This window comes from Flexivirga oryzae (genome assembly GCF_014190805.1).
In the GTDB taxonomy this organism is placed as follows: Bacteria; Actinomycetota; Actinomycetes; order Actinomycetales; family Dermatophilaceae; genus Flexivirga; species Flexivirga oryzae.
Genome location: NZ_JACHVQ010000001.1, coordinates 366437 through 389505, shown reverse-complemented (window position 1 = coordinate 389505; position 23069 = coordinate 366437). Strand labels below are relative to the sequence as shown.

Below are 23069 nucleotides of genomic sequence, written 5' to 3'. Positions count from 1 at the left end.
CCATTGGCGGGCGGACCATCAACCACCGAGCCGGAGCCACCCGGCGCCACAACCAGGACCGATGACATGTTGAGCACGATGCACGACCATCCGACGCTGATCGTCCCCGAGCAGGTGCTGCTCCCGGACGGAGTGCACCGGGGCCATGCGGTCCTGGTCGATCAGGGCCTCATCACGCAGGTGGCTCCGGTCGAGCAACTGCACGGCTCCGCTGCCACGCGTGTCGACCTGCCGGGACGACTCCTCATGCCCGGGTTCGTCGACGCCCACCACCACCTGACGCAGACCTTCGGCAAGTCACTGGTGTTCGGTGAACCCTCGGAGATCTTCCGCCGGGTCTGGGTGCCGATGGAGCAGCACATGGACGAGGAAGCGATCGAGGTCGCGGTCCAGCTCGCGGCCTGGGAGTCGTTGCGCGGCGGCTTCACGACGGTGGCCGACGCAGGTGCCCGCATCGCCGGCGACCTCGGCCAACTCGCGGAGGTGACCGAGCGGGTCGGCGTGCGCTGCGTCCTCGGCTTCATCTGCAACGACCTCAACGGCCCGGCCGTGGTCAGCTCCGAGGACGAGGTGCTGGCCGGTGCGCGGCGCCACCTCGACAGGTGGCACACGCGCGAGACGGTGCACCCCTCGCTCGCCATCTCGATCCCGGAGGCCGCAACGGACGCGGTGCTGACCTCGGTGTCCTCGCTCGCCCGCGACGCCGGCGTGCCGTTCCAGATCCATCTCAACGAGCACCTTGCGGCGATCGAGCGCTCCCTCGAAGCCACCGGCCTGCGCCCGTTGGAACGACTCGCGCAGCTCGGCGCGCTCGGCCCGGAGCTGTTGGCGGCCCACTCCACGCTGCTCACGCCGCACGAGATCGCCCTGCTCCGCGACTCGGGCGGGGCCGTCAGCTACAACCCCGTCGCCAGTTCCTGGAAGGGCAACGCGATCGCACCCGCGCTGCTGCTGCACGAGCTGGGGGTCCGAGTCGGCCTGGGCACCGACGGCACCCGCAGCGACGCCTTCCGGCTGCTGGACGCGGCGGAGACGGCGCAGCGGTTCGGGCACTCGATGGCCGTCGGCGACTCGTGTGCCGGCGGCGGCTGGACCTGGCTCGACCAGGGGCTGCGGGGCGGCGCGGACGCCGTCGGGCTCGCCGGGCGGGTCGGTGAGATCAGTCCCGGGGCGTATGCCGACCTGCTCGTGGTGAACACCAGCACCCCGGAGTTCGTGCCCTCGTGGGACCTGCCCTGGGAGCTGGTGCGGCTGGCCAACCGGGACCAGATCGAGACGGTGATCGTGCACGGCAAGGTCCGGCTGGTGAACGGTCAGCCGGTCGACTGGGACGGCGCCCAGCTGCTCGACCGGGCGCGCGCCGTCTCCGCCCGGGTGGTGTCCTCCTCGCCGATCCACACCATCGATCCGTCCTCCGGGGAGCACCGATCTGCCCGATCGGGAACGGGGGCCCGCCGATGACGTTCGCGGGCTTCGCCCTGATCGGTCTGACGATCCTGGTGGCCTCGTTCGTGCAGGGCTCGACCGGCCTGGGGTTCGCCATGGTGTGCGCACCCATCGTCAGCATCATCGACCCCACACTCATCCCGGTGATGCTGCTGGTGCTGATGATCCCGCTCAACTTCTACATCGGGTGGCGGGAACGCGACGCGCTCGACTGGCACGGCACCAAATGGGTCAGCGTCGGCAGGTTCGCCGGCACGTTCGTCGGGCTGTGGATCCTGCTGATCGTCAACCTGCACCAACTGGCGCTGCTGATCGGGATCTCGACGATCGTCGCCGCGCTCGCCGCCCTGCTCATCCCGGCGTTCGACCCCAACCGGTCGGGGCTGGCCGTCGTGGGCCTCATCACCGGGATCACCGAGACCTCCACCGGGGTCGGAGGGCCGCCTCTGGCGCTCGCCTACCAGCACAAGCCCGGCAACGTCCTGCGCTCCACCGTGGCCGCGTGTTTCCTGATCGGTGAGGTCATCTCGCTGGTCGTGCTCGCCGTCGGCGGCAAGATCGAGGGCAGGACGTTGCTCATGAGCCTCGCGCTGCTGCCGTTCCTGGCCATCGGTTCGTTCGGCAGCAAATTCACCCACCACCGCCTGGAAGGGCCGGTGCTGCGCTACACCGTGCTGCTCTTCGCGATCGTGTCCGGGACCGCGGTGATCCTGCAGGCGTGATCACTTACGCTGTGGGCACCGTGTCTACCGAGTCCAGCCGCCGAACCACGGCGAAGCGTGTCACCATCGCAGACGTCGCACGCGAGGCCGGGGTGTCGCGGACCACGGTGTCGCACTCGCTCAACGACATCGGCCAGGTCGACCCCCGGACCCGGCAGCGCGTCAAGGAGGTCGCCGCCCGGTTGCACTTCCGGCCCAGCGTGCGGGCCCAGCGGTTGCGGGCCGGCCGCTCCCAGACCATCGCCCTGCTCTCCTCGATGCCACCGGCGGTCTCCGGTGGGGTGTCACGCCTCGGGTTCTTCACCGACCTGGCCATGGGCTGCGCCGAGGTGGCGCTGCTACGCGGTTACGTGCTCGCGCTCGCGCCGCCGGTGCAGGGGCAGGACTCGCTCGCCCACCTCGACATCGACGGCGCGATCCTGCTCGAGCCCGCTCCCTCGGACTGGCTGGCCACCGAACTGACCGACCGGGGCGTCCCTTTCGTCCGGATCGACGGCCCCGACGATGCGAGCAGCGTCGACCTGCACCACCGGGAAGCCGCCGACATCCTGCTGGGCCACCTGATCGAGCAGGGCGCCACGGCGATCGGCCTCGTGTGCGGCTCCAGCGGCAGGACCGCTCAGCGAACGTTCCGGGAGCGCTATCTGGCCGCCGCGCAGCAGCACGGCCTCCCCGTGGCGATCGCCGAGGCCGATGAGCGCGCGGGTGAACGCAGCGGTTACGCAGCGACCACCTCGTTGCTCACCGACCACCCCGGCATCGACGCCCTGTGCATCTCGATCGACGCCTTCGCCACCGGAGCCGTGCAGGCGGCCCACGATCTCGGCCGGGTCATCGGGACCGACCTGCTGCTCGCCACCCGGTACGACGGCATCCGCGCACGCACCAGCAACCCGCCACTCACCGCGCTCGACCTGCACCTGGAGGAGGTCGCGCACGCCGCGGTGGAACTGCTGCTGCGCCGCCTCGGCGACATACCCGGCGAGGATCGACCGGTTCCGTCGACTCCGGCGCCCACCCTGGTCGTGCGTGCGTCGACGCAGCGCACCCCGGCCGGGAACTGACCGCACCCGATCTCGCACGGGGCGGCGTGACGTAGGAGACTGTCCGACGTGCGAGCACTGGCAAAGACAGGGGCCCGACCGGGCCTGGAGCTGATCGACGCCCCGGAGCCGACACCCGGCCCGACGGACGTGAAGATCAAGGTATGGCGGGCCGGTCTCTGCGGCACCGACCTGCACCTGGAGGGCTGGGACGACTGGGCGGCCTCCACGGTGGCTCCGCCGTTGATCACCGGGCACGAGTTCTTCGGCGAGGTCGTCGAGATCGGCGCGGACGTCACCAGCGTCGAGGTGGGTCAGCGGGTCTCCGGCGAGGGGCACGTGGTGTGCGGCGAGTGCCGCAACTGCCGCGCCGGGCGGCGGCATCTGTGCATCCGCACCAGCTCCGTCGGGGTCAACCGGGACGGTGCGTTCGCCGATTACGTCGTCATACCCGCCTCGAACGTGTGGGTGCAGCCGGACGATCTGGACCCGGACGTGGGTGCGGTCTTCGACCCGTTCGGCAACGCGACGCACACGGCGCTGTCGTTCCCGATCGCCGGCGAGGACGTCCTGGTGACCGGGGCCGGCCCGATCGGTGTGATGGGCGCGGCCATCGCCAAACACGTCGGCGCCCGGTACGTGGTGGTGACCGACGTCAGCGACTACCGGCTGCAGCTCGCCAAGGCCGCCGGGGCGGACCGGGTGGTCAACGTGGCGCGGGAACGCATCGCCGACGCGCAGCACGACCTCGGCATGCGCGAGGGCTTCGACATCGCCCTGGAGATGTCCGGAAACCCTTCTGCCGTCAGCGAACTCATCGACAACATGAACCACGGCGGCCGGATCGCGATGCTCGGTCTGCCCGGCGACCCGTTCGCGATCGACTGGGGCCGGGTGATCACGCACATGCTGACGATCAAGGGCATCTACGGCCGGGAGATGTACGACACCTGGTACGCCATGAGCGCGATGCTGGCGTCGTCACCCGACCTGGAGCGCGCCGTCCGCTCGGTCATCACCCATCGCTTCCCCGCCGAACAGTGGCAGGACGCGTTCGCCGCGGCACGCTCCGGCGAGTGCGGCAAAGTCGTCATGGATTGGAGCTGATCGCATGTACACCAACAAGGACTCCCTCGTCGCGACGCTGCAGGAGATCGACGACGCCGGGCTCACCAAGCGCGAGCGTGAGTTGTCGACGCCGCAGTCGGCGCACGTCGAGACCGCGGGCACGCAGGCGCTGAACTTCTGCGCCAACAACTACCTCGGCCTGGCCGACCACCCCGAGGTCGTCACCGCTGCCCGGGATGCGTTGGACCGGTGGGGATTCGGTATGGCGAGCGTGCGCTTCATCTGCGGCACACAGACGCAGCACCGGGAGCTGGAGCGGGCCATCGCCACGTTCGTCGGGTCGCAGGACGCGATCCTCTACTCGTCGTGCTTCGACGCCAACGGCGGCATCTTCGAGGTGCTGTTCGGGGAGGACGACGCGATCGTCTCCGACGAGCTGAACCACGCCTCGTTGATCGACGGCATCCGGTTGTCGAAGGCCAAGCGGTTCCGCTACAAGAACGCCGACATGAGCGACCTGCGCGCGCAGCTGGAAGCTGCGAAAGCGGCCGGCGCGCGCCATACCGTGATCGTGACCGATGGCGTCTTCTCGATGGACGGCTACTACGCCCCGCTGGCCGAGATCTGTGATCTGGCAGAGGAATTCGGGGCGCTGGTGATGGTCGACGACTCACACGCCGTCGGGTTCGTCGGCGAGCACGGCGGTGGCACGCCCGAGCACTGCGGCGTCGTCGACCGGGTCGACATCGTCACGGGCACACTCGGCAAGGCCCTCGGCGGCGCGTCCGGCGGGTATGTCGCGGCGCACCAGGAGATCGTCGACCTGCTGCGGCAGCGCTCACGCCCCTACCTGTTCTCCAACGCGGTCGCACCGTCGGTGGTCGCCGGGTCGATGAAGGCCCTGGAGATCGCGGGCAACTCGCTGGAACAACGGCAGAAGCTCGCGGCCAACACGCTGCTGTTCCGGACGATGATGACCGAGGCCGGTTTCGAGGTGCTGCCCGGCAGCCACCCGATCACTCCGATCATGTTCCCCGGTGAGGACGGCGCCCGGCAGGCGGCCCAGATCGCCGACGCGATGCTGCGCCGCGGCGTCTACGTGATCGCGTTCTCCTACCCCGTCGTCCCGCAGGGCAAGGCCCGCATCCGGGTCCAGTTGTCCGCCGCACACAGCGAGGACGACGTGCGGGCGTGTGTGCGGGCCTTCGAGGAAGCCCGCGCCGAAGTCGCCGTGTCGGTCGAGTAGCGACGAAGGAGCGTATCGAGACCGGCGCCGGTTGCTCAGAGGTACAGCCCGGTGCTGCCGGTGTCGACGCGCTGTGCGGCCACGGCGTGCAGGTCGCGTTCCCGCAGCAGGAGGTAGGTCCTCGACTGCAACTCGACCTCGGCCCGGTCCTCGGGGTCGAACAGCACCCGGTCACCGATCTTGACCTGGCGCACGTGCTGACCGATCGCGACCACCTCTGCCCAGGCGAGGCGTTTGCCGACCGATGCGGTCGCCGGTATGACGATGCCACCGCCGGACTTGCGTTCGCCGGCGTCGCCGTCGGCGGACACCAGCAGGCGGTCGTGCAGCATCTTGATGGGCAGATTGCCCGGCGTGGTGTCAGCCACGTGCGCGTCGGATGAGGCCGACGGTCAGCAGCACGGCGGCCACCCCACCGAGCACCATCGCGATCTTCTGCGTGTCGAGCTCACCGTCGGCCGTGTGGGTGAATCCACCGAGCTTCAGCTTGACGTCCTCCGCCTGACGCTTGGCGAGCTCCTTGGGCTGTGCGCGGAAGGCCAGCTCGTCGATGGTCCCGGCCAGGCGCTCACGCGTCGCCGCAAGATCCGCCTCGATCTGCTTGGCGGAGCGTGTGGCGGTTTTCGCGGGGGCCTTGTCAGCCATGGGTGTCTCCTCGTGTCTTGGGCTCGCCTGAGACGATAACGGATAGCCAATGACGTTCGCAGCGGCCCGCGCGGCGCAGCTCCCAGGAGGTTCACAGATGGCACGGCTCGAGATCGGCGATCAGGCACCGGCGTTCACCCTGACGTCGGACACCGGGAAGGAAGTCTCCCTGTCCGACTTCGCGGGCAAACGTCTGGTCATCTTCTTCTACCCGGCGGCGATGACGCCCGGCTGCACCAAGGAGGCCTGCGACTTCCGCGACTCGCTCGCGACCCTGCGGGGCGCAGGCTACGACGTCATCGGCATCTCCCCCGACAAGCCGGAAAAGCTGGCGAAGTTCGTGGCGAAGGAGTCACTGACCTATCCGCTCCTGTCGGACGTCGACAAGCAGGTGCTCGAGGCCTACGGCGCGTACGGCGAGAAGAAGCTCTACGGCAAGACCGTCGTCGGCGTCATCCGGTCCACGATCGTCGTCGATCCCGATGGCAAGGTCGAGCTGGCCCGTTACAACGTCAAGGCCACCGGTCACGTCGCCTCCCTCTCCAAGGCGCTGAAGCTCGTATGAACACCCCACGAAGTTTCTCCCCCGCTCCGCTCCTCCGAATACTTCATGGGGACCCCAAATGAGCCGACTTTCTCGCTGGGAGCAGGGCCACCGCGGCTACAGCGCACGCTTCGCGCAGCTGCTGCGGGACGGCGTCGACATCACCGGGGAGGCCCGCCTCGCGAACGCGTTGCTGCCGCGGGGCAGCCGGGTGCTCGACGCCGGCTGCGGCATGGGACGCATCGCGGCCGCACTGGAGGCGATGGGCCACGACGCGTATGGCGTCGACCTGGATGCGGAGCTGCTGGAGATGGCCGGCCGCACCTATCCCGCACTGCCGGTCGCGCAGATCCGGTTGGAGGACGTGAGCCCGGAAACCCTCGCGGCGCAGGAGTTCCCGACGTCCTACGACCTGATCGTGTGTGTCGGCGACGTGATGGTGTTCCTCGCCGAGGACTCCGAGCGTGACGTGCTCGCGGCCATGCGCCGGGTCGTCACCGACGACGGCCGGCTGCTGGTCGGCTTCCACCAGGACGACTCCACCAAGGGCAAACGCGCCTACCCCGCGGACGAGTTCATCGCGGACGCCGAAGCGAGCGGCTGGCAACTCGAGTCGCGGTTCGCGACCTACGACCTGCGGCCCGAGCCCGGCGCGGACGGCTTCTTCGTGGGGGTCCTCCGCGCGGTCTGAGGTACGCACGCCCTAGACTCCTCGCCGAGCGGCCGTAGCCCAACTGGCAGGAGGCACGGGTTTTAGGTACCCGACAGTGTGAGTTCGAATCTCACCGGCCGCACCAGATCCTCAGTAGGTCGCACGCAACTCGTCGAGCATCTGCGGCATGGCGCCGACACCGACCGACAGGTGACCCTCGCCCTCGAGCAGGTGGGCGGTCGCGCCGGGGACGTTCGCCGCCAGCCACTGCCCGTGCGCGAACGGCACCATCAGGTCTGCGCTGCCCTGCCAGACGAACGTCGGCACCGTGATCGCGGACAGGTCGAAACCCCACGGCACGGTGAACGCGAGGTCGTCGTCGTTCCACCCGTCGACGCCGTTCTTCAGCGCCTCGCGGAAGTTGGCCGCCATCTCCTCACCGGACTCGTCGGTGACCTGCTTGCGGTCCACGTCCGGGAGCAGGGAGCTGAGCTCGGAGATGATCGCCTCCGGTGTCGCGTTCTTGAGCTCGGCGCGCATTCCGTCCAGCAGTGGCCGCAGCTCGGCCTCACCCTTCAGTGCGGCGCCGAACTCCTCGATGTTGCCCTCGCCCATACCGCCGAGGAAGTCCAGGTCCTTGGCGTCGTACGGCGCGACGCCCGCGATGCTCAGCACCCCGGTGATGCGGTCGGGCAGCAGGGCACCGGTCGCGAGCGCGTGCGGGCCACCGCCGGACCAGCCTGCGGTCATTGCTCTTTCGGCGCCCAGGTGGTCCAGGATCGCGGTGACATCTGCGGCGATGTCCGCGACCGTACGGCCGGCGCGACGCGTCGAATCGCCATACCCCGCACGCGAGTAGGTGACCAGCCGGATCCCGCGCTGGGCCGCCTGTTCGACCATCACCCGGCGCGGGAGCAGCGAACCGGGGGTGCCGTGGTGGAAGACGAGCACGGGGCCGTCCTCGGCGCCGGAGATCCGAATGTCGAGAGCGCGCCCGTCGGGCAGGGAGATCGAGGTCATGGTGCCCAGCGTGCCATGCCCCTTCGAGCACATCGCCAGTTCGCCTGGAATGTGTCCGCGTCACGCCACCCACGGCGGGACACCGGCCGAACTGCCGTCACCGAGGAACGCCTCACCCTCGCGGACCGTGACCACTCCGCTGAATCCCGTTGACCCAGCGGTGAACTGACGCAATTCGCCGGCGGGGATCACGACCGTGTCACCGGCTTCGAGCGGCGATTCGACCTCACCGACCCGGACGATGCCGGAGCCGGCGGTGAGCGACCACACGATCTCCCCCGCGAACGAGTGTTCCGGGCCGCGTATGCCGGCAGGCATCTCGACCAACCAGAGGCTGGACTGCGCGCCGCCGAGCGTGGGCGAGGCCAGGGTGGTCATCGTGGCGTTGGGGGTGGTGGACGTTCGGCGTTCTGCTGCGCGGACGATCTGCATGACATCTCCTAAGATAGACAACATGGTTGACAATATAGACAACCCGGTTGACGATCAAGTGCCCGGCTGGCATCTCGCGCTGCTACTGCTGGCCGGCTTCCGCGACCTGGTCGACGAAACGCACCGCGATCTCGCGCAGCGGGGACATGCCGGTTCTCGCCCGGCGCACGGCTTCGCGCTCCAGGCGATCGGATCGGGTAGCACCAACGCTGAGCTCGCGGCAGCGCTCGGAGTCAGCAAACAGGCCGCTGCGAAGACGATCGCATCCCTGGAGCGGGAGGGCTACGTCGAGCGCACGGCGGACTCCGGCGACGCACGCCGTGTCCTCGTGCAGCCGACGGCACGGGGAGCCGAATTCCTGCGCCTGTCGGCGGCTGCCTTCGAGCAGGCCACGGCCCGGTGGCGAGCGCGCATCGGTGACGACGGCGTGCACAACCTGGGGATCGCGTTGCGCGAACTCGACCTGCCCACAACCCGTTTCGACCTCGCAGCCTGGTCCGGCTGATCGCTCCGCGGGCGGCGCGCAGGCCTGCCCGGAGTCTCAGCGCAGGCCGATCAGCTTCGTTCCGTCGCTCGACGGCGCCCAGACGACGACCGCGCCCTGGGCGTCGATCACCCGCAGCGGCACTCTCCCGAGCCCCGCGTAGTAGGCCAGCATGTCCCGCAGCGTGCGGTCTTCGAGCGACCCCGGATCACCGACGTCGACGGGTGCCCCCAGCGAGGCCGGAATGTCCCGGCTCGCGCCGCCCCACCGCTGCATGGTGACGACCGCACCTCCGGATCCGTCGAGCGAGGACAGCGCGGACTTGGACAGACACACGATCCCGCCGCGCAGGTCGATGCCGATGGACCCGATCACGCCACGACAGGTGGAGTTCCGGAAACCGGCGTCCACCGTCGCGCCGGTCCGCACGTTGCGCAACCCGTGTTCCCGGTCCGACGACTCGTCCAGGGCGTAGACCTGCCCGAGCAGCGGTTGACCGTACGCCCGGTCGCCGGTCACGCGCCGGCCGGTGCGCGCGTCGAGCACGCCGTACCGGGACGGGACGTCCTCCGTCGCCCACCTGACGGTCACCAGGCTGCCGTCCAGGTTCGTGGCGAGGGGAAGGCCGGGTCCGGGCGACGCGTGAGGCCGTGCGGGCATCGTCGCCCGACGCCGCCAGCGCACCTCGCCGTCGTCGTTCAGTGAGATCAGCTGACCACGGCCACCGCACTGCTCTTCGACGACGACGCCGATCGTGGTCCGCAGCGCTTCCCCGGTGACGGTGCAGCCCTTCGCCGCATCGAACGTCCAGCTGCGATCGCCCGTACTCAGCGAAAACCCTTCGACCCTGCGGTCTTCGGCCCGATGCACCACCAGCGTGTCGCCGCTGACCAGATCCCAGGCGCCCTCCCCGGATGCCTTCACATCCCATGGCCGGGTGAACAGGGTCCGGCCCGTCGCACCGTCCAGCACGGTCAGATAGGGCCGATCCGCGGCTGCGGAGCCACCCACCCAGGTGACCAGGACTCGCGACCCGCCGTTGGATCGGATCGACACCAGATCTGCGCCAGGACGTGCGAAGCTCCATGTCCGCCGGCCGCTCCGGCCGTCGACCCCCACCACCTCGGTGTAGGTCAGCACGGCGACTCCCCCGGTGACCCGGACGACATCGGAGACGTCGTCACCGACGGCGGCGCTCCACGCCACCCGGGACACCGACGCCGGGATCGCCTGCTGGCGCATCACGTTCGACGGGTGGCTCACCACTCCCCACGCCACGGGAGCCGGTATGGCGCAGCCGAGTCCCACCACGATGAGGGCGGTCGCGGTCGCTGCCACCGCGCGACGCAGCGATTCGCGGGCCGACCCGGCTGCCCGGTCCGGCAGCAGCACGAACAGCACGGCACCGACGACTCCGACCGCAGCGCCGTACAACGCGACGAGCGGCTGTCGCCCGATCAACCCGTCACCGTGCTCCGCCGTCAGCACGAACACGCAGCGGACCAGGACACCGACGAAGGAGAGCGCGGCGAGTGCCACCCAGGCCGTCCGGGCCAGGCCGGATTCCCTGGTCCACCAGTAGAGCCCGACGACGAATGCCATGAACAGCACGAGGGCCGCGAGCCAGCCGAGCCCGGTGGTCGCGCGCGGGTCGACGGCCCGATCGGCGGGCAGCACCCACGCGGCGACGGCGACGGTCACCGCACCTGCTGCGCACCCGCCGCATCCGACCGCTCCGAGCAGGCTGCGTTTCGTGGTGGCGCCCGAGGTCATGGGGGTGGGACGCGGCCGGACCCGTTGACCGTTCCGTTCCGCGGGTCAGTGGACCGTCACCGAGACCGAGTGGTACCCCGTCGATCCGTTCGGAGCGGGCGGCGCCTGCGCGGCGATCTGGACCGCGCCCGAATCGTCGACCGCACGTACGGTCAGCGTGTGGTGCCCCGGGGTCGCCTGCCATTCGTAGACCCATTGGCGCCATACATCGATGTTCGCGGCGGCGCCCAGGCGAGCGTCCCGCCACGGCCCGTCGTCGACACGCACCTGCACCTTCGCGATCCCGACGTGCTGGTGCCACGCGACCCCGGCGACCGCCACGGTTCCCGCGGCCACCTTCGCGCCGCTGCGCGGCACGTCGATGCGCGAGGAGGTCTTCACCGGTCCGCGGGCCGACCAGCCGCGCGGCGTCCAGTAGCCGGCGTCCCGGGCGAACGTCGTGACCTTCAGCTCGGTCACCCACTTGGTCGCGGACACGTAGCCGTAGAGCCCGGGCACCACCAGCCGGGCCGGGAAACCGTGCTCGGCCGGCAGCGCCTCACCGTCCATCGCGATCGCGATGAGGGCGTTGCGGCCGTCGGTCAGCGCGGGCAGCGGTGTGCCCGCGGTGAAGCCGTCCACGCTGCGCGACAGCACCATGTCCGCCCCGGCTTGCACGCCCGCCTGCGCCAGCAGCTCACGCACCGGCCAGCCGGTCCAGATGGTGTTGCCGATGAGGTTGCCGCCGACCTCGTTGGAGACACACATCAGCGTGATCATCGCCTGCTGCGTGGATCTGGAACGCAAGGTTTCCCAGTCGATCTCGACCTCGTGGTCCACCATCCCGGTCACCCGCAGCTTCCAGGACGCCGGATCCACCTGGGGCACGACGATGGCGGTGTCGATGCGGTAGAAGTCGCCGCTCGGCACGATGTATGGCGTCACCCCCGCCACTCCGACGGAGGCGCCACGTGGCACCGTCACCGGGTGCGCGACATGCGGCAGCACGAACGCGGCGCGTGCGGACTGCACCGCCCGGGCGCCGTTGCCCCAGGCCCGCCCGGCGAAGCCGAGCACGGCGGCACCGACGATCGCGCCCACCCCCGCGAGCGCGGCCCGCCGGGTGGTCGCGGACGGATCGGCGGGGCCGGCCGCCAGCAGGATGCGGTCGCGCCACCAGAACAGGGTCAGCAACCCGAGGACGGCACCGATCAGCAGCGGCCCGAGGTCGACGGCGGCGGCGTGCGGGCGCGAGGTCACCGCGGCTGCGGCGATCGCGATCAGCACGACGAACCCGACGAGCGCCTCGGTGAAATGACGCCGGCACAAGCGCCCGATCAGCAGACTGAGCACGGTGAGCACGACCGCCATACCGGCCAGCAGGACCTGCTTGTCGTGGGTGCCGAAGTTGTCGACCGCGAACGTCTTCAGCCACGGCGGTGTGCGGTCGATGAAGGCCCCGCCCACCGCCAGCACCGGTGAGGGCGTCCCGTCGCTCCAGCCCAGCCGGAGGAAGACCCCGGCGAGGAACTCGGCGACGCCGACCGTGACGACGCCGCCGACCAATCCACCGACCGCCGCAAGTAATCCACGACTGGGAGGAGTCACCGGTTCGTGTTGCGTCGCCGGGTCGGCGTGTTGCGTGACCACGTGCTCCATGGTCGCACCGCACGCTGGGAGATCTAGTTTCCTAACAACTCCGTAATATCCGGCCGCAGTGCGCGCAGCGCCGTGCCGCGGTGCGAGATGGCGTTCTTCTCCTCCGCACCCAGCTCGGCCATCGACCGGCCGTCGGGCAGCTCGAAGATCGGGTCGTAGCCGAATCCGTTGTCACCACGTTGATTGCGCGAGATCCGGCCGTGCACCTCGCCAATCCGCGAGCGCTCGGTCCCGTCCGGCAGGGCGAGCACCACGCAGCAGACGAACTTCGCTGCGAGCCGCTCCGCCGAGACGTCGGCGGTCTGGGCGAGCAGGAGGTCGATGTTCGCCTGGTCCGCGCCGTGTGTGCCGGACCAGCGCGCCGAGAAGACACCCGGGCAACCGCCGAGCACCTCCACAGACAACCCCGAATCATCAGCAATCGCAGGCAATCCCGTCGCCTGCGCGACTGCGTGCGCTTTCAGTGCCGAGTTCTCCAGGAACGTCACGCCCGTCTCGACGACGTCCTCGACGTCCGGGAAGGACGCGACCGACACGACCGTGACGTCGGCGAGCGCCGGCTCCTCCGCGACCAGCTGCTGCATCTCCCGCAGCTTGCCCTCGTTGCGGGTGGCCAGGACGAGTTCGCGATAGGCACTCACCGTGAGCGCTCCCGAGCCGGAGCGTCCAGTGCGGCCTGCTGCAGTGCGGTGAGATCGCCGATCCCCTTCTCCGCCAACGCAAGCAACCGGTCGAGCTCGGCCCGATCGAACGGAGCCCCCTCGGCGGTCCCCTGCACCTCGACGAAACCACCGGCACCGGTCATCACGACGTTCATGTCGGTCTCGGCGGTGGAGTCCTCGGGGTAGTCCAGATCGAGCACCGGCGTGCCCTTGACGATGCCGACGCTCACCGCGGCGATCGAGCCGGTGAGCGGCTGCGCCTTCGCCGCGATCAGGCCACGCTCCCGGGCGTCGGCAACCGCGTCGGCCAGGGCGACATACGCGCCGGTGATCGAGGCCGTGCGGGTCCCGCCGTCGGCCTGCAGCACGTCACAGTCGAGGACGATGGTGTTCTCGCCGAGCGCCTTGGTGTCGATGATCGCGCGCAGCGAGCGTCCGATCAGCCGGGAGATCTCGTGCGTGCGGCCGCCGACCTTGCCCTTGCGGGACTCGCGGGCCGAGCGGGTGTTGGTGGCACGCGGCAGCATCTCGTACTCCGCGGTCACCCAGCCGGTGCCCTGACCGGACAGCCACCGCGGCACGCCCGCGGTGAACGACGCCGCCACGAGCACGCGGGTCTTGCCGAACTCAACCAGCACGCTGCCCTCGGCGTGATCCAGCCAGTTGCGGGTGATGCGCACCTCGCGCAGCTGGTCGGGGGCACGGCCGTCATGTCGGGTCACGTCGTCAGTCATGCCTGCAAGAGTAGGAGAGCGCCGCAGCCCAGGGATCGAGCGGTGCCGCTCGATCGCGGGGGTCTCGATTTCACCGGGGGTTCGGGAAGACCGACCGGACAGTGCGCAGTTATTACCTAAGCTGTGCGTCATGGGACTCATGGACAAGCTTCGCGGGGAACTCGTCGACATCATCGAGTGGATCGATGACTCACATTCGGCACTGGCCTGGCGCTTCCCGCGCTACAACAACGAGATCAAGAACGGCGCGAAGCTGATCGTCCGGGAGGGGCAGGAAGCGGTGTTCGTGCACACCGGCAAGCTGGCCGACCGGTTCGGCCCGGGCATGTACGAGCTGACCACCGAGAACCTCCCCATCCTGGCGACGCTGCAGGGCTGGCAGCACGGCTTCAACTCGCCCTTCCGCAGCGAGGTCTACTTCATCAACACCCGGCCGGTCACCGACTTCCGGTGGGGCACCGCAAACCCGGTGACCGTCCGCGACCCCGACTTCAAGATGGTGCAGCTGCGCGCCAACGGGCTGTGCGTGGTGCGCGTCATCGACCCGGCGATCTTCCTGCGCGAGGTCATCGGCACCGACTCCCAGGTGAACATCGACGAGATCGGTGAACTGCTGCGGCGGGTGATCACGCTGGCGTTCTCCGACCTGGTGATGGACACCAAGCTCGGCGTGATCGACCTGCAGGGCAAGCAGGTCGAACTGTCGGACAAGCTGCGCGGCTTCGTCGCCGAGCGGGTCGACGACGAATACGGCCTGGGCATCGACTCGATCACCATGAACATCTCGCTGCCGGACGAGATCACCAACGCCATGACCCGCGGTGTGGCCAAGGGCGTGGAGGCGGCCGGGTGGACGAACAACCTCGGCGACATGCAGCGCTACCAGCAGGCGATGGCCGCCGAGGCGATGACCACGGCCGCCGGCAACCCCGGTGGTGGTGCGATGGGTCAGATGATGGCCGCCGGGATGGGCGCGGCGATGGGCGCCCAGATGGCCGGCCAGGCCGCCGGTTCGCTGGGTGGTGCGCCGGCCGGCAGCCCGCCGCCGCTGCCCGGCGGCAAGACGTTCTACGTCGCGGTGGGCGGTCAGCAGCAGGGCCCGTTCACCGTCGACCAGCTGCGCGCCTCCGGCCAGGTGACGCCGGACTCGCTGGTGTGGGCGGCCGGTATGGCGGCCTGGGCCGCCGCGTCCTCGGTGCCCGAGCTGGCCGGACTGTTCGCACCGACTCCACCGCCGCTGCCGGACGCCGCCGCCCCGGCTCCCCCGGCGCCGCCGGCCACCCCGCCTGCTGCGCCCGCGGAGTGACGTCATACCGATGACCGACGAGACGCGAGACGACCACCAGCAGCAGCCACCACCGCTGCCCACGCCGCCCCCGCTGCCGCAACCGACGCGCCTGCCCGACCCGGGTGCACTGCAGGACCCGGCGCAGATCCAGCACTCGGAACAGACGCGCACCTACCCGTGCCCGCAGTGCGGCGCGAACCTCTTCTACGACCCGGGCCACGACCAGTTGCTGTGTCGTTCGTGCGGGCACGGCGAGGTCATCACCGCACCCCAGGGCAACGTACACAAGCGCGATCTGCGGGCGGCGATGCACGAGCTCGCGGCCCGCGTCGCGGCCGACGGCCAGCAGGGGCCGCAGTCGCTCACCCGTGAGGTGGTCTGCCAGAACTGTGGCGGCAGAACGTCTTTCAACGGCACCCTGACCGCCACCAGGTGCCCCTACTGTGCCACCCCGATCCAGCGCAACGACCTGCAGAAGGCACCTGAGCGGCTCCCGATCGACGGGGTCCTGCCGTTCCAGATCGACGAGCGGGCCGCGCGCGAGAACGTCGAGAAGTGGATCAACAGCCGGTGGTTCGCGCCCCGCGAGTTCAAGACCTACCGCCAGGTCGGGTCGTTCACCAGCATCTACCTGAGCTACTTCACGTATGACGCCCAGACGGTGACCGACTACACCGGGCAGCGCGGCGAGCACTACACGGTGGAGGTCGGCGAGGGCGACAACCGGCACACCGAGACCCGCACCCGCTGGTGGCCCACCTCCGGCACGGTGTCGAACTCGTTCCAGGACGTGCTCGAACCGGCCAACACCGGCCTGGACCACAAGAAGGTTGTCGCGCTCGAACCCTGGCCCATCCCGGCGGCCCGCCCCTACTCGCCGCAGTACGTCGCCGGCCACCTCAGCCGGACGTACGACGAGGACGCCCAGGACCGGTTCGAGGGCGGGGCCAAGCAGCAGATGGACCAGGAGATCAACCAGACCGTCCGCCGCGACATCGGCGGGGACGAGCAGCGGGTCGGGAACGTGCACACCACGTTCAACACGCTGACCTTCGCGCAGTTGCTGCTGCCGGTGTGGCTGTTGACCGTGACGTTCGAGGGCAAACCGTTCCAGGTCTTCATCAACGGCGTCACCGGCGAGGTGCAGGGCCGCCGGCCGTGGAGCAAGGTCAAGATCACCGCCGCCGTGATCGCGGCGATCATCGTGATCGCGATCGTCATCGTGGTGGTGACGCTGGTCAAGGGCAGCTGACCGGCGCCGCGGCGCGTCCCGACATACCGACCGTCGCGACTTCGGGACACCATCCCCCATACAACCCGTCCCGACATACCGACCGTCGCGACTTCGGGACACCATCCCCCGCGATACCCGTCCCGACATACCGACCGTCGCGACTTCGGGACGCCATCCCCCACACAACCCGTCCCGACATACCGACCGTCGCGACTTCGGGACGCATTCCCACGCGAAACCCGGCCCCACCCCGCGACCGTCGCGACTTCGGGACGCATTCTCCGCGAAACCCGGCCCCACCCCGCGACCGTCGCGACTTCGGGACGCATTCTCCGCGAAACCCGGCCCCACCCCGCGACCGTCGCGACTTCGGGACGCGCCGCCGCGCGCCTCAGATGTCGTATGACGCGAACGGCTCCGCGAGCTCCACGTCGCCCGGCCAGATCGCGGCGGCCTGCGCGCGGCAGTCCTCCCGGTCGTTCCAGGCGGGGATGTGGGTGAGCATCAGCCGTCGCACCCCGCCGGCGTCGACCGCGGCCTTCGCGGCGCGCGAGCCGGACAGGTGGATGCCGGTGACGTCGTCGTCGCGGCCGTCGGAGAAGGCGGAGTCGGTCAGCGCCAGGTCCGCGCCGGTCAGCAGCGGGCTCAGCGCCGGCGTGGTGTCGGTGTCGCCGGTGTAGGCCAGCACCTTCCCGTCGGCCGCGACCCGCACGCCGTAGGCCTCGACCGGGTGGTTGACCCGGTACGCCGTCACCGTGAACGGGCCGACGGTGAACGAGCCGGCGTCCGACAGTTGGCGGAAGTCGTACTCGGGCTCCAGCAACGCCGGGTCGGTCGCTTCCTCGTCGGTGACACCGGCCGCCCGGGAGGCGCGCAGCGCGGTACCGGTGGGGCCCCACACGGGCACGGTGACCGGGTCCGGGAAACCGGGGTGGTAGCGCAGCACGACGTGCAGGCCGGACAGGTCCGCGCAGTGATCGGGGTGCAGGTGGGACAGCACGATGCCGTCGATCGTGAGCGGGTCGATGAAGCGCTGCAGGCTGCCGAGGGCACCGTTGCCCAGATCGAGCAACAGGTTCCAGGTGCGTCCGTCGTGCTCGGCCTGGAGGAGGTAGCACGAGGCGGGCGAGTCGGGTCCGGCATACGAGCCGGCACACCCCACGACAGTCAGCTTCACGAGACTCCAATCTCCTTCTCGCCGCGCCGGATGTTGCCGGGGAAAACGTGGTCGAACTCCGGCCCCAGGCCGAGGAATCTCCTTGCCAGCCTTCGGAATTCGTCCGGGTCTCCCGTCGTGGTGAACGAGTGCCCCGGGTCCGATGTCTCCGCCCGCAACAGGTCTGCGTCGGCGAGGACACGGTACAGGTCCTTGGCGGTTTCTTCAGCCGATGAGACCAATGTCACGCCGTCGCCCATGACGTAGGAGATCACTCCGGTGAGCAGCGGGTAGTGGGTGCAGCCGAGCACCAGGGTGTCGATCTCGTCCTGCCGCAGCGGCTCCAGGTAGGCCCGCGCGCACTCCAGCAGCTCCGGCCCACCGGTCACGCCGGCCTCGACGAACTCCACGAAGCGCGGGCACGGAATGCTCTCGATGTGCATGTCCGGTGCGGCCGCGAACGCGTCCGGGTAGGCCCGGGACTGGTGGGTGCCGCGCGTGGAGATCACGCCGATCCGCCCGTTGGAGGTGGCCCGCACCGCCCGGCGGACGGCCGGCCGGATCACCTCGACGAGCGGCACGTCATACCGCTCCCGAGCGTCGTGCAGCACGGCCGCGGAGGCGGTGTTGCAGGCGATCACCAGCGCCTTGACGCCGTGGTCGACGAGGCGGTCGAGGCATTCGAGCGCCAGTGCGCGGACCTCACCGATCGGGCGCGGGCCGTACGGCGCACGCGCGGTGTCGCCGAGGTAGGCGATCGACTCGTGGGGCAGCTGGTCGAGCACGGCGCGGGCGACGGTCAGTCCGCCATACCCACTGTCGAAGATCCCGATCGGCGCGTCATCAGCCACGCTTTCCAGCGTAAGGCGTCCGAGTGGTCCGTCAGGCCGCCTTCCGCGTCGGACGCATCACACTTGTGACACGGAATCAGTCGGCGTCGTGCCGCACGAACGGGTTGTCGAGCACGCCGATGTCGCTGACCTCGACCGAGACGCGCTGGCCGGCCTGCACCGGGCCGACGCCCTCGGGTGTGCCGGTGAGGATCACGTCACCGGGCAGCAGGGTGAACGCCTGCGAGACGTACGACACCAGCGTCGCCACATCGAAGATCATGTCCTGGGTGGTGCCGTCCTGCACGGCCTCGCCGTCCAGCCGGGTGATCACCCGTTGCCGGGTCGGGTCCAGGTCGGTCTCGATCCACGGTCCGAGCGGGCAGAAGGTGTCGAAGCCCTTGGCCCGCGCCCACTGTCGGTCCGGCTCCTGCAGGTCGCGCGCGGTGACGTCGTTGGCGCAGGTGTAGCCGAAGATCACCGAGCGGACGTCCTCCGGCTCGACGTCCTTGCACATGCGGCCGATGACCACCGCGAGTTCGCCCTCGTAGTCGACCCGCTGCGACTGCGGCGGCATGACGACCGGGTCCCCGGGGCCGACGACGGCGGTGTTGGGGATCAGGAACATCAGCGGCTGGGTGGGCAGGTCGTTGCCCAACTCGGCCGCGTGTTCGGCGTAATTTCGCCCGATACCAATGATTTTCGAGCGCGGGATCACCGGCGCGAGCAGGCGGACCTCGTCGACCGTGGTGGTGACACCGGTCAGCTCGATCTTGGTGTAGAGCGGGTCACCGGAGATCTCGGCGATCTTCTCGCCGGCTCCGTCGACCAGTCCGAACGTCGGGTCCTCACCGGTGGTGTATCTCGCAATGCGCACCGGCCCACCCTATCGGCGGCCGTTGGCGCCGCAGCCGTCCGGCCGACCGCGTCAGGCCTTCAGGTATGGCGCCAGCGCCCACCACATCACGGTGTAGCCGTAGTCGTTGGCGTGGATGTTGGACATGCTGCACATCCAGGTCCACGAGCAGATGCGGGCGACGTTGGTCGGGATCTTGCCGTAGGGCGTCGTGACCAGTGGGGTGTCGGCGTTGGACAGGAACGCCTTGGCGATGTCCGCGACCGGAGCCTTGATGGTTGCCGCGGCCTGGGCGATCTCGCCGTTGAAGATCGTCGCGAGGGTCTCGGACTGCTTGGCGAGCGTCTGCCCGTCCGGACCGGTCAGGTACGCCGCGAGGAACGGGTTGTAGTAGTTGAGCACCACGATCTTGGCGTTCGGCGCGGCCGCGTGCAGCTTCTGCAGGATCGTCGGCAGGTTCGTCGCGACGTCGGTCAGCCCGGCCTGCAGGCAGGTCAGGTCGATGCTGCCGCCCGACACACAGTGGTTGATGTCGTTGGCGCCCAGGTCGATGGTGACGACACCCTGCTTCTTGGCGTGCGCCTTGAGGAACTTGATCGCCCGCGCCTGCTGGCTCTTCTTGGCGTTGCCGTCGTCGCACTTGGTGCCGTCGCTGAACGTCTTGGTGTCCTCGCCCGAGCAGGCGAGGTTGGTCAGTTTGACCTTCGGGTTCTGTCGTTTGAGCAGCGTGAGCGCACCACCGACGTAGCCACCGGTCTTGTTGTCGCCGGTGGTCGGCTGGTAGCCGGCGGCCAGCGAGTCACCGAGCGCGAGGTACCACTGCGGGCCGGAGGCCGGCGCGGCGTGGGCGGCGCCCGCCGGGAGGGAGACGGTGGCGGCGGCTACTGCGGCGACCGCGGCAACGGTGAGTTGACGACGCATGCGCCTCACTGTAGCCACGAGAGTGATGCGGACCACACGTTTGCGGAAAGTTAGGCTGGGGCGGATGTCGACCCGCCTGCCGTATGCCGAGTGGGCGCCGCTGGCCGCGGCGCACGCGCGACGGGTCGACGAACTCACCCGCGGGCACCGGGAGCGGCGGGCATCCGGCCGCAGCCACCCGGTCGAGGACTTCCTCTTCACCTACTACTCGCACCGGCCGGCGCTGCTGCGCCGCTGGCACCCCGGCCTCGGCCGGGGTTTGTATGACGCCCCGCAGCATGCCGGCTGGCGGTTCTACCGGTCGGATACGGACGGCGCGGTGTCGGTCGACGCGGACCTGTTCGCGCGCGAACGCGGCTCGACCGTGGGCTTCGTGCGGTCCCTGCTCACCGCCACCGCGGACCGGCCGCCGACGCTGGGCTGTTTCGGGCTGCACGAGTGGGCGATGGTCTACCGGTCCGGCGAAGGCGACGTCCGCCACGAATCATGGCCGTTGCGGCTCGGCGCTGCGGGCACCGACGAGGTGGTCGAGCGCCATACCGTCCGGTGCTCGCACTACGACGCGTTCCGCTTCTTCACCGGCGAGGCCCGCCCGCGCAACACCTTGCAGCCGACCCGGGAGCAGCAGGTGGCGCTGGAGCAGCCGGGCTGCCTGCACGCCGGGATGGACCTCTACAAATGGGCCTACAAGCTGACGCCCGCGGTCCCGAGTGCGCTGGTGCTCGACTGTTTCGAGCTCGCGCGCGACATCCGGGTGCTCGACATGGAGGCATCGCCGTACGACCTGCGCGAGCTCGGCTATCGGCCGGTGCCGATCGAGACTCCCGACGGGAAGGCCGAATACGTGCGCCGGCAGAGGGAGTTCGCCGACCGTGGCCAAGCCCTGCGGCAGCGCCTGATCGCCGTGTGCGACCAGCTCCAGGGCGCCCCACCCGACACTCCCTCGCCGACAGGCCCACAAACGCACCGACGGGCTCAGTAAATCGCCGCTCAGACGCCGAATCTACTGAGCCCCTCGGCGTTTTGTGAGCCCCTCGGCAATCAGTGGCGGGGCTCGACGCCCCGCTTGAGCAGCCCGTAGGTGAAGGAGTCGACCAGCGCCACCCAGCTGGCGTGCACGATGTTGGGCGCGACGCCGACGGTCTGCCAGCTGCCGGTGCCGTCACCGGTCTCGATCAGGACCCGCGTGGTCGCGTCGGTGCCGTGCGAGGCGTCGAGGATGCGCACCCGGAAGTCGATCAGTTCGAAGTCGGCCAGCTCGGGGTAGGCATCGGCGAGCGCCTCCCGCAGGGCGTGGTCGAGCGCGTTGACCGGGCCGTTGCCCTCACCGGTGGCGACCACGCGCCTGCCGCCCGCCCGCAGCTTGATCGTCGCCTCGGACAGCGACGGCTGCGCACCGCCGCTGGAGTCGGTGATGATCCGCCACGACTCGGTGTCGAAGTACTGCAGGGTCTCCCCCGTCACCTCTTCGCGCAGCAGCAACTCGAAGGACGCGTCCGCCGCGTCGAAGGTCCAGCCCTGCTGCTCCAGATCCTTGACCCGTGTGACGGTTCGCGCGGCGAGGTCGGTGTCGTGGGTCAGGTCGTAGCCCAGCTCCTTGGCCTTCAGCTCGATGCTGGCGCGCCCGGCCATGTCCGAGACCAGGGTCCGCATCGAGTTGCCGACGAGCGCCGGGTCGGTGTGCTGGTAGAGGTCGGGGTCGACCTTGAGCGCGGAGGCGTGCAGCCCGGCCTTGTGCGCGAAGGCACTGGCTCCGACATACGGCTGCCGCCCGTAGGGCACGACGTTGGTGACCTCGCTGATCGCGTGGGACAGGTGCAGTGCCTGTCGCAGCCGGTCCGGTGCGACGACCTCCCGGCCGAGCTTGAGCTGCAGGTTGCTGACGACCGTGACCAGGTCGGCGTTGCCGGTGCGTTCGCCGTAGCCGTTGATGGTGCCCTGCACGTGGCTGGCGCCCGCGGCGACGGCCGCGAGCGAGTTGGCGACCGCACAACCGGTGTCGTTGTGGCAGTGGATGCCGAGGCGTGCCTGGGTGCCCTCGAGCACCTCGCCGACGACGTCGGTGACCTGCGGGGGCAGCATGCCGCCGTTGGTGTCGCACAGCGCGATGACCGAGGCGCCGGCGGCGGCCGCGGTGCGCACCACTTCGAGCGCGTATGCCGGGTCGGTGCGGTAGCCGTCGAAGAAGTGCTCCGCGTCCAGGAACACCGAACGCCCTTCTCCCACCAGGAAGCTCACGGTGTCCTCGATCATCGCGAGGTTCTCCTCGACCGTGGTGCGCAGTGCCTCGGCGACGTGCCGGGAGTGCGACTTCGCGACCAGGGTGACCACGTCGGTCTGCGCGTCGAGCAGCGCGCGCACCTGGGGGTCGTCCGCCGCCCTGGCGCCCGCCCGCCGGGTGGACCCGAACGCGGCCAGGGTCGCGTGCTGCAACTTCAGCTCCGAACGGGCCCGCGCGAAGAACTCGGTGTCCTTGGGGTTGGCACCTGGCCACCCGCCCTCGATGAACCCGACGCCCAGCTGGTCCAGGTAGGCGGCGATCGCGAGTTTGTCGGTCACCGAGAGGTTGAGGCTCTCCTGCTGTGCGCCGTCCCGCAGGGTGGTGTCGTAGACGTGGAAGTCCGGGACGGTGCTCATGCCGGGTGCCTTTCGATGGGTGGTGGTTCCGTGGCCGC

General features: G+C 69.8%; 24 protein-coding genes and 1 tRNA gene. 12 read left to right on the top strand and 13 right to left on the bottom strand.

All coding sequences use genetic code 11. The annotated features are described in order from the left end of the window. Positions 1-66: 66 nt before the first annotated feature. From FHU39_RS01825 to FHU39_RS01805, 5 genes are read left to right on the top strand one after another with little or no spacing between them, the layout of a single operon-like run. Complete coding sequence (locus tag FHU39_RS01825) at positions 67-1461, top strand: amidohydrolase family protein (RefSeq protein ID WP_183318433.1); 1395 nt, start codon at positions 67-69, stop codon at positions 1459-1461. Continuing rightward, positions 1458-2168, top strand: a complete 711-nt coding sequence (locus FHU39_RS01820; protein WP_183318432.1) for a sulfite exporter TauE/SafE family protein — start codon at positions 1458-1460, stop codon at positions 2166-2168. The genes FHU39_RS01825 and FHU39_RS01820 overlap by 4 nt, the downstream gene beginning before the upstream one ends. Beyond that, positions 2165-3232: a LacI family DNA-binding transcriptional regulator gene (locus tag FHU39_RS01815; protein ID WP_343065695.1), complete on the top strand. Its 1068-nt coding sequence runs from the start codon at positions 2165-2167 to the stop codon at positions 3230-3232. Before FHU39_RS01820 ends, FHU39_RS01815 begins: the two co-directional genes overlap by 4 nt. 48 nt (positions 3233-3280) lie before the next feature. Then, on the top strand, positions 3281-4318 hold the full coding sequence (gene tdh, locus FHU39_RS01810; protein ID WP_183318430.1) for an L-threonine 3-dehydrogenase: 1038 nt from the start codon (positions 3281-3283) through the stop codon (positions 4316-4318). A 4-nt stretch (positions 4319-4322) separates the two neighbouring features. After that, the gene (locus FHU39_RS01805; protein ID WP_183318428.1) at positions 4323-5525 is read left to right on the top strand and encodes a glycine C-acetyltransferase; all 1203 of its coding nucleotides are present in this window, start codon (positions 4323-4325) and stop codon (positions 5523-5525) included. Positions 5526-5560: 35 nt separating this feature from the next. On the opposite strand, the gene FHU39_RS01800 is transcribed toward FHU39_RS01805, so the two are convergent. Together FHU39_RS01800 and FHU39_RS01795 are read right to left on the bottom strand one after the other, a co-directional pair. Beyond that, a complete protein-coding gene (locus tag FHU39_RS01800) occupies positions 5561-5857 on the bottom strand; it encodes a GroES family chaperonin (RefSeq protein WP_183320828.1) in 297 nt (98 codons plus the stop codon). A gap of 28 nt (positions 5858-5885) precedes the next feature. Further along, positions 5886-6170, bottom strand: a complete 285-nt coding sequence (locus tag FHU39_RS01795; RefSeq protein ID WP_183318426.1) for a DUF3618 domain-containing protein — start codon at positions 6168-6170, stop codon at positions 5886-5888. A 97-nt stretch (positions 6171-6267) separates the two neighbouring features. Between FHU39_RS01795 and bcp the strand changes: the two genes are divergently transcribed. The 3 genes from bcp to FHU39_RS01780 all read left to right on the top strand — a co-directional run bounded on the left by bcp (position 6268) and on the right by FHU39_RS01780 (position 7511). Then, positions 6268-6735, top strand: coding sequence for a thioredoxin-dependent thiol peroxidase (gene bcp / locus FHU39_RS01790; RefSeq protein WP_183320827.1), 468 nt, complete (start codon positions 6268-6270; stop codon positions 6733-6735). Between the two features lie 58 nt (positions 6736-6793). Then, positions 6794-7405, top strand: a complete 612-nt coding sequence (locus FHU39_RS01785; protein WP_183318424.1) for a class I SAM-dependent methyltransferase — start codon at positions 6794-6796, stop codon at positions 7403-7405. A 28-nt stretch (positions 7406-7433) separates the two neighbouring features. Continuing rightward, positions 7434-7511: transfer RNA gene (locus FHU39_RS01780), tRNA-Leu, on the top strand. 5 nt (positions 7512-7516) lie between these two features. On the opposite strand, the gene FHU39_RS01775 is transcribed toward FHU39_RS01780, so the two are convergent. Together FHU39_RS01775 and FHU39_RS01770 are read right to left on the bottom strand one after the other, a co-directional pair. Beyond that, positions 7517-8386 (bottom strand): alpha/beta fold hydrolase, encoded by an 870-nt coding sequence (locus tag FHU39_RS01775; protein WP_183318422.1) that lies wholly within the window; start codon positions 8384-8386, stop codon positions 7517-7519. A gap of 60 nt (positions 8387-8446) precedes the next feature. Beyond that, positions 8447-8818 carry a cupin domain-containing protein gene (locus FHU39_RS01770; RefSeq protein WP_183318420.1) on the bottom strand — a complete coding sequence of 124 codons (372 nt, stop codon included), beginning with the start codon at positions 8816-8818 and terminating at the stop codon, positions 8447-8449. Positions 8819-8840: 22 nt separating this feature from the next. Here FHU39_RS01770 and FHU39_RS01765 point away from each other — a divergent pair, with 22 nt between their 5' ends. Next, positions 8841-9323 (top strand): MarR family winged helix-turn-helix transcriptional regulator, encoded by a 483-nt coding sequence (locus tag FHU39_RS01765; protein ID WP_183318418.1) that lies wholly within the window; start codon positions 8841-8843, stop codon positions 9321-9323. 36 nt (positions 9324-9359) lie between these two features. Here the strand turns inward: FHU39_RS01765 and FHU39_RS01760 are convergent, their stop codons facing one another. From FHU39_RS01760 to rph, 4 genes are all read right to left on the bottom strand, one after another. Next, entirely contained in the window at positions 9360-11003 is a 1644-nt protein-coding gene (locus FHU39_RS01760; protein WP_183318416.1) for an outer membrane protein assembly factor BamB family protein, read from the bottom strand. A 117-nt stretch (positions 11004-11120) separates the two neighbouring features. Further along, positions 11121-12713: a molybdopterin-dependent oxidoreductase gene (locus tag FHU39_RS01755; RefSeq protein ID WP_183318414.1), complete on the bottom strand. Its 1593-nt coding sequence runs from the start codon at positions 12711-12713 to the stop codon at positions 11121-11123. Between the two features lie 23 nt (positions 12714-12736). Continuing rightward, the gene (rdgB, locus tag FHU39_RS01750) at positions 12737-13354 is read right to left on the bottom strand and encodes an RdgB/HAM1 family non-canonical purine NTP pyrophosphatase (protein WP_343065694.1); all 618 of its coding nucleotides are present in this window, start codon (positions 13352-13354) and stop codon (positions 12737-12739) included. Beyond that, positions 13351-14109, bottom strand: a complete 759-nt coding sequence (gene rph / locus FHU39_RS01745; RefSeq protein ID WP_183318412.1) for a ribonuclease PH — start codon at positions 14107-14109, stop codon at positions 13351-13353. Before rph ends, rdgB begins: the two co-directional genes overlap by 4 nt. Positions 14110-14239: 130 nt before the next feature. Between rph and FHU39_RS01740 the strand changes: the two genes are divergently transcribed. After that, a complete protein-coding gene (locus FHU39_RS01740; RefSeq protein ID WP_183318410.1) occupies positions 14240-15415 on the top strand; it encodes an SPFH domain-containing protein in 1176 nt (391 codons plus the stop codon). A gap of 10 nt (positions 15416-15425) precedes the next feature. Beyond that, positions 15426-16649: a TFIIB-type zinc ribbon-containing protein gene (locus FHU39_RS01735; RefSeq protein WP_183318409.1), complete on the top strand. Its 1224-nt coding sequence runs from the start codon at positions 15426-15428 to the stop codon at positions 16647-16649. 373 nt (positions 16650-17022) lie between these two features. On the opposite strand, the gene FHU39_RS01730 is transcribed toward FHU39_RS01735, so the two are convergent. From FHU39_RS01730 to FHU39_RS01715, 4 genes are all read right to left on the bottom strand, one after another. Then, a complete protein-coding gene (locus FHU39_RS01730) occupies positions 17023-17808 on the bottom strand; it encodes an MBL fold metallo-hydrolase (RefSeq protein WP_183318407.1) in 786 nt (261 codons plus the stop codon). Next, a complete protein-coding gene (gene murI, locus FHU39_RS01725) occupies positions 17805-18638 on the bottom strand; it encodes a glutamate racemase (RefSeq protein WP_183318405.1) in 834 nt (277 codons plus the stop codon). The genes FHU39_RS01730 and murI overlap by 4 nt, the downstream gene beginning before the upstream one ends. Before the next feature lie 76 nt (positions 18639-18714). Then, positions 18715-19494: a fumarylacetoacetate hydrolase family protein gene (locus FHU39_RS01720; protein ID WP_183318403.1), complete on the bottom strand. Its 780-nt coding sequence runs from the start codon at positions 19492-19494 to the stop codon at positions 18715-18717. A 51-nt stretch (positions 19495-19545) separates the two neighbouring features. After that, a complete protein-coding gene (locus FHU39_RS01715) occupies positions 19546-20394 on the bottom strand; it encodes an SGNH/GDSL hydrolase family protein (RefSeq protein WP_183318401.1) in 849 nt (282 codons plus the stop codon). A 64-nt stretch (positions 20395-20458) separates the two neighbouring features. On the opposite strand from FHU39_RS01715, the gene FHU39_RS01710 reads away from it, so the two are divergent. Then, positions 20459-21376: a 3-methyladenine DNA glycosylase gene (locus FHU39_RS01710; RefSeq protein ID WP_183318399.1), complete on the top strand. Its 918-nt coding sequence runs from the start codon at positions 20459-20461 to the stop codon at positions 21374-21376. 59 nt (positions 21377-21435) lie between these two features. Here FHU39_RS01710 and cimA read toward each other — a convergent pair whose 3' ends face one another. Continuing rightward, positions 21436-23031, bottom strand: coding sequence for a citramalate synthase (gene cimA, locus FHU39_RS01705; protein ID WP_183318397.1), 1596 nt, complete (start codon positions 23029-23031; stop codon positions 21436-21438). Positions 23032-23069 lie beyond the last annotated feature (38 nt).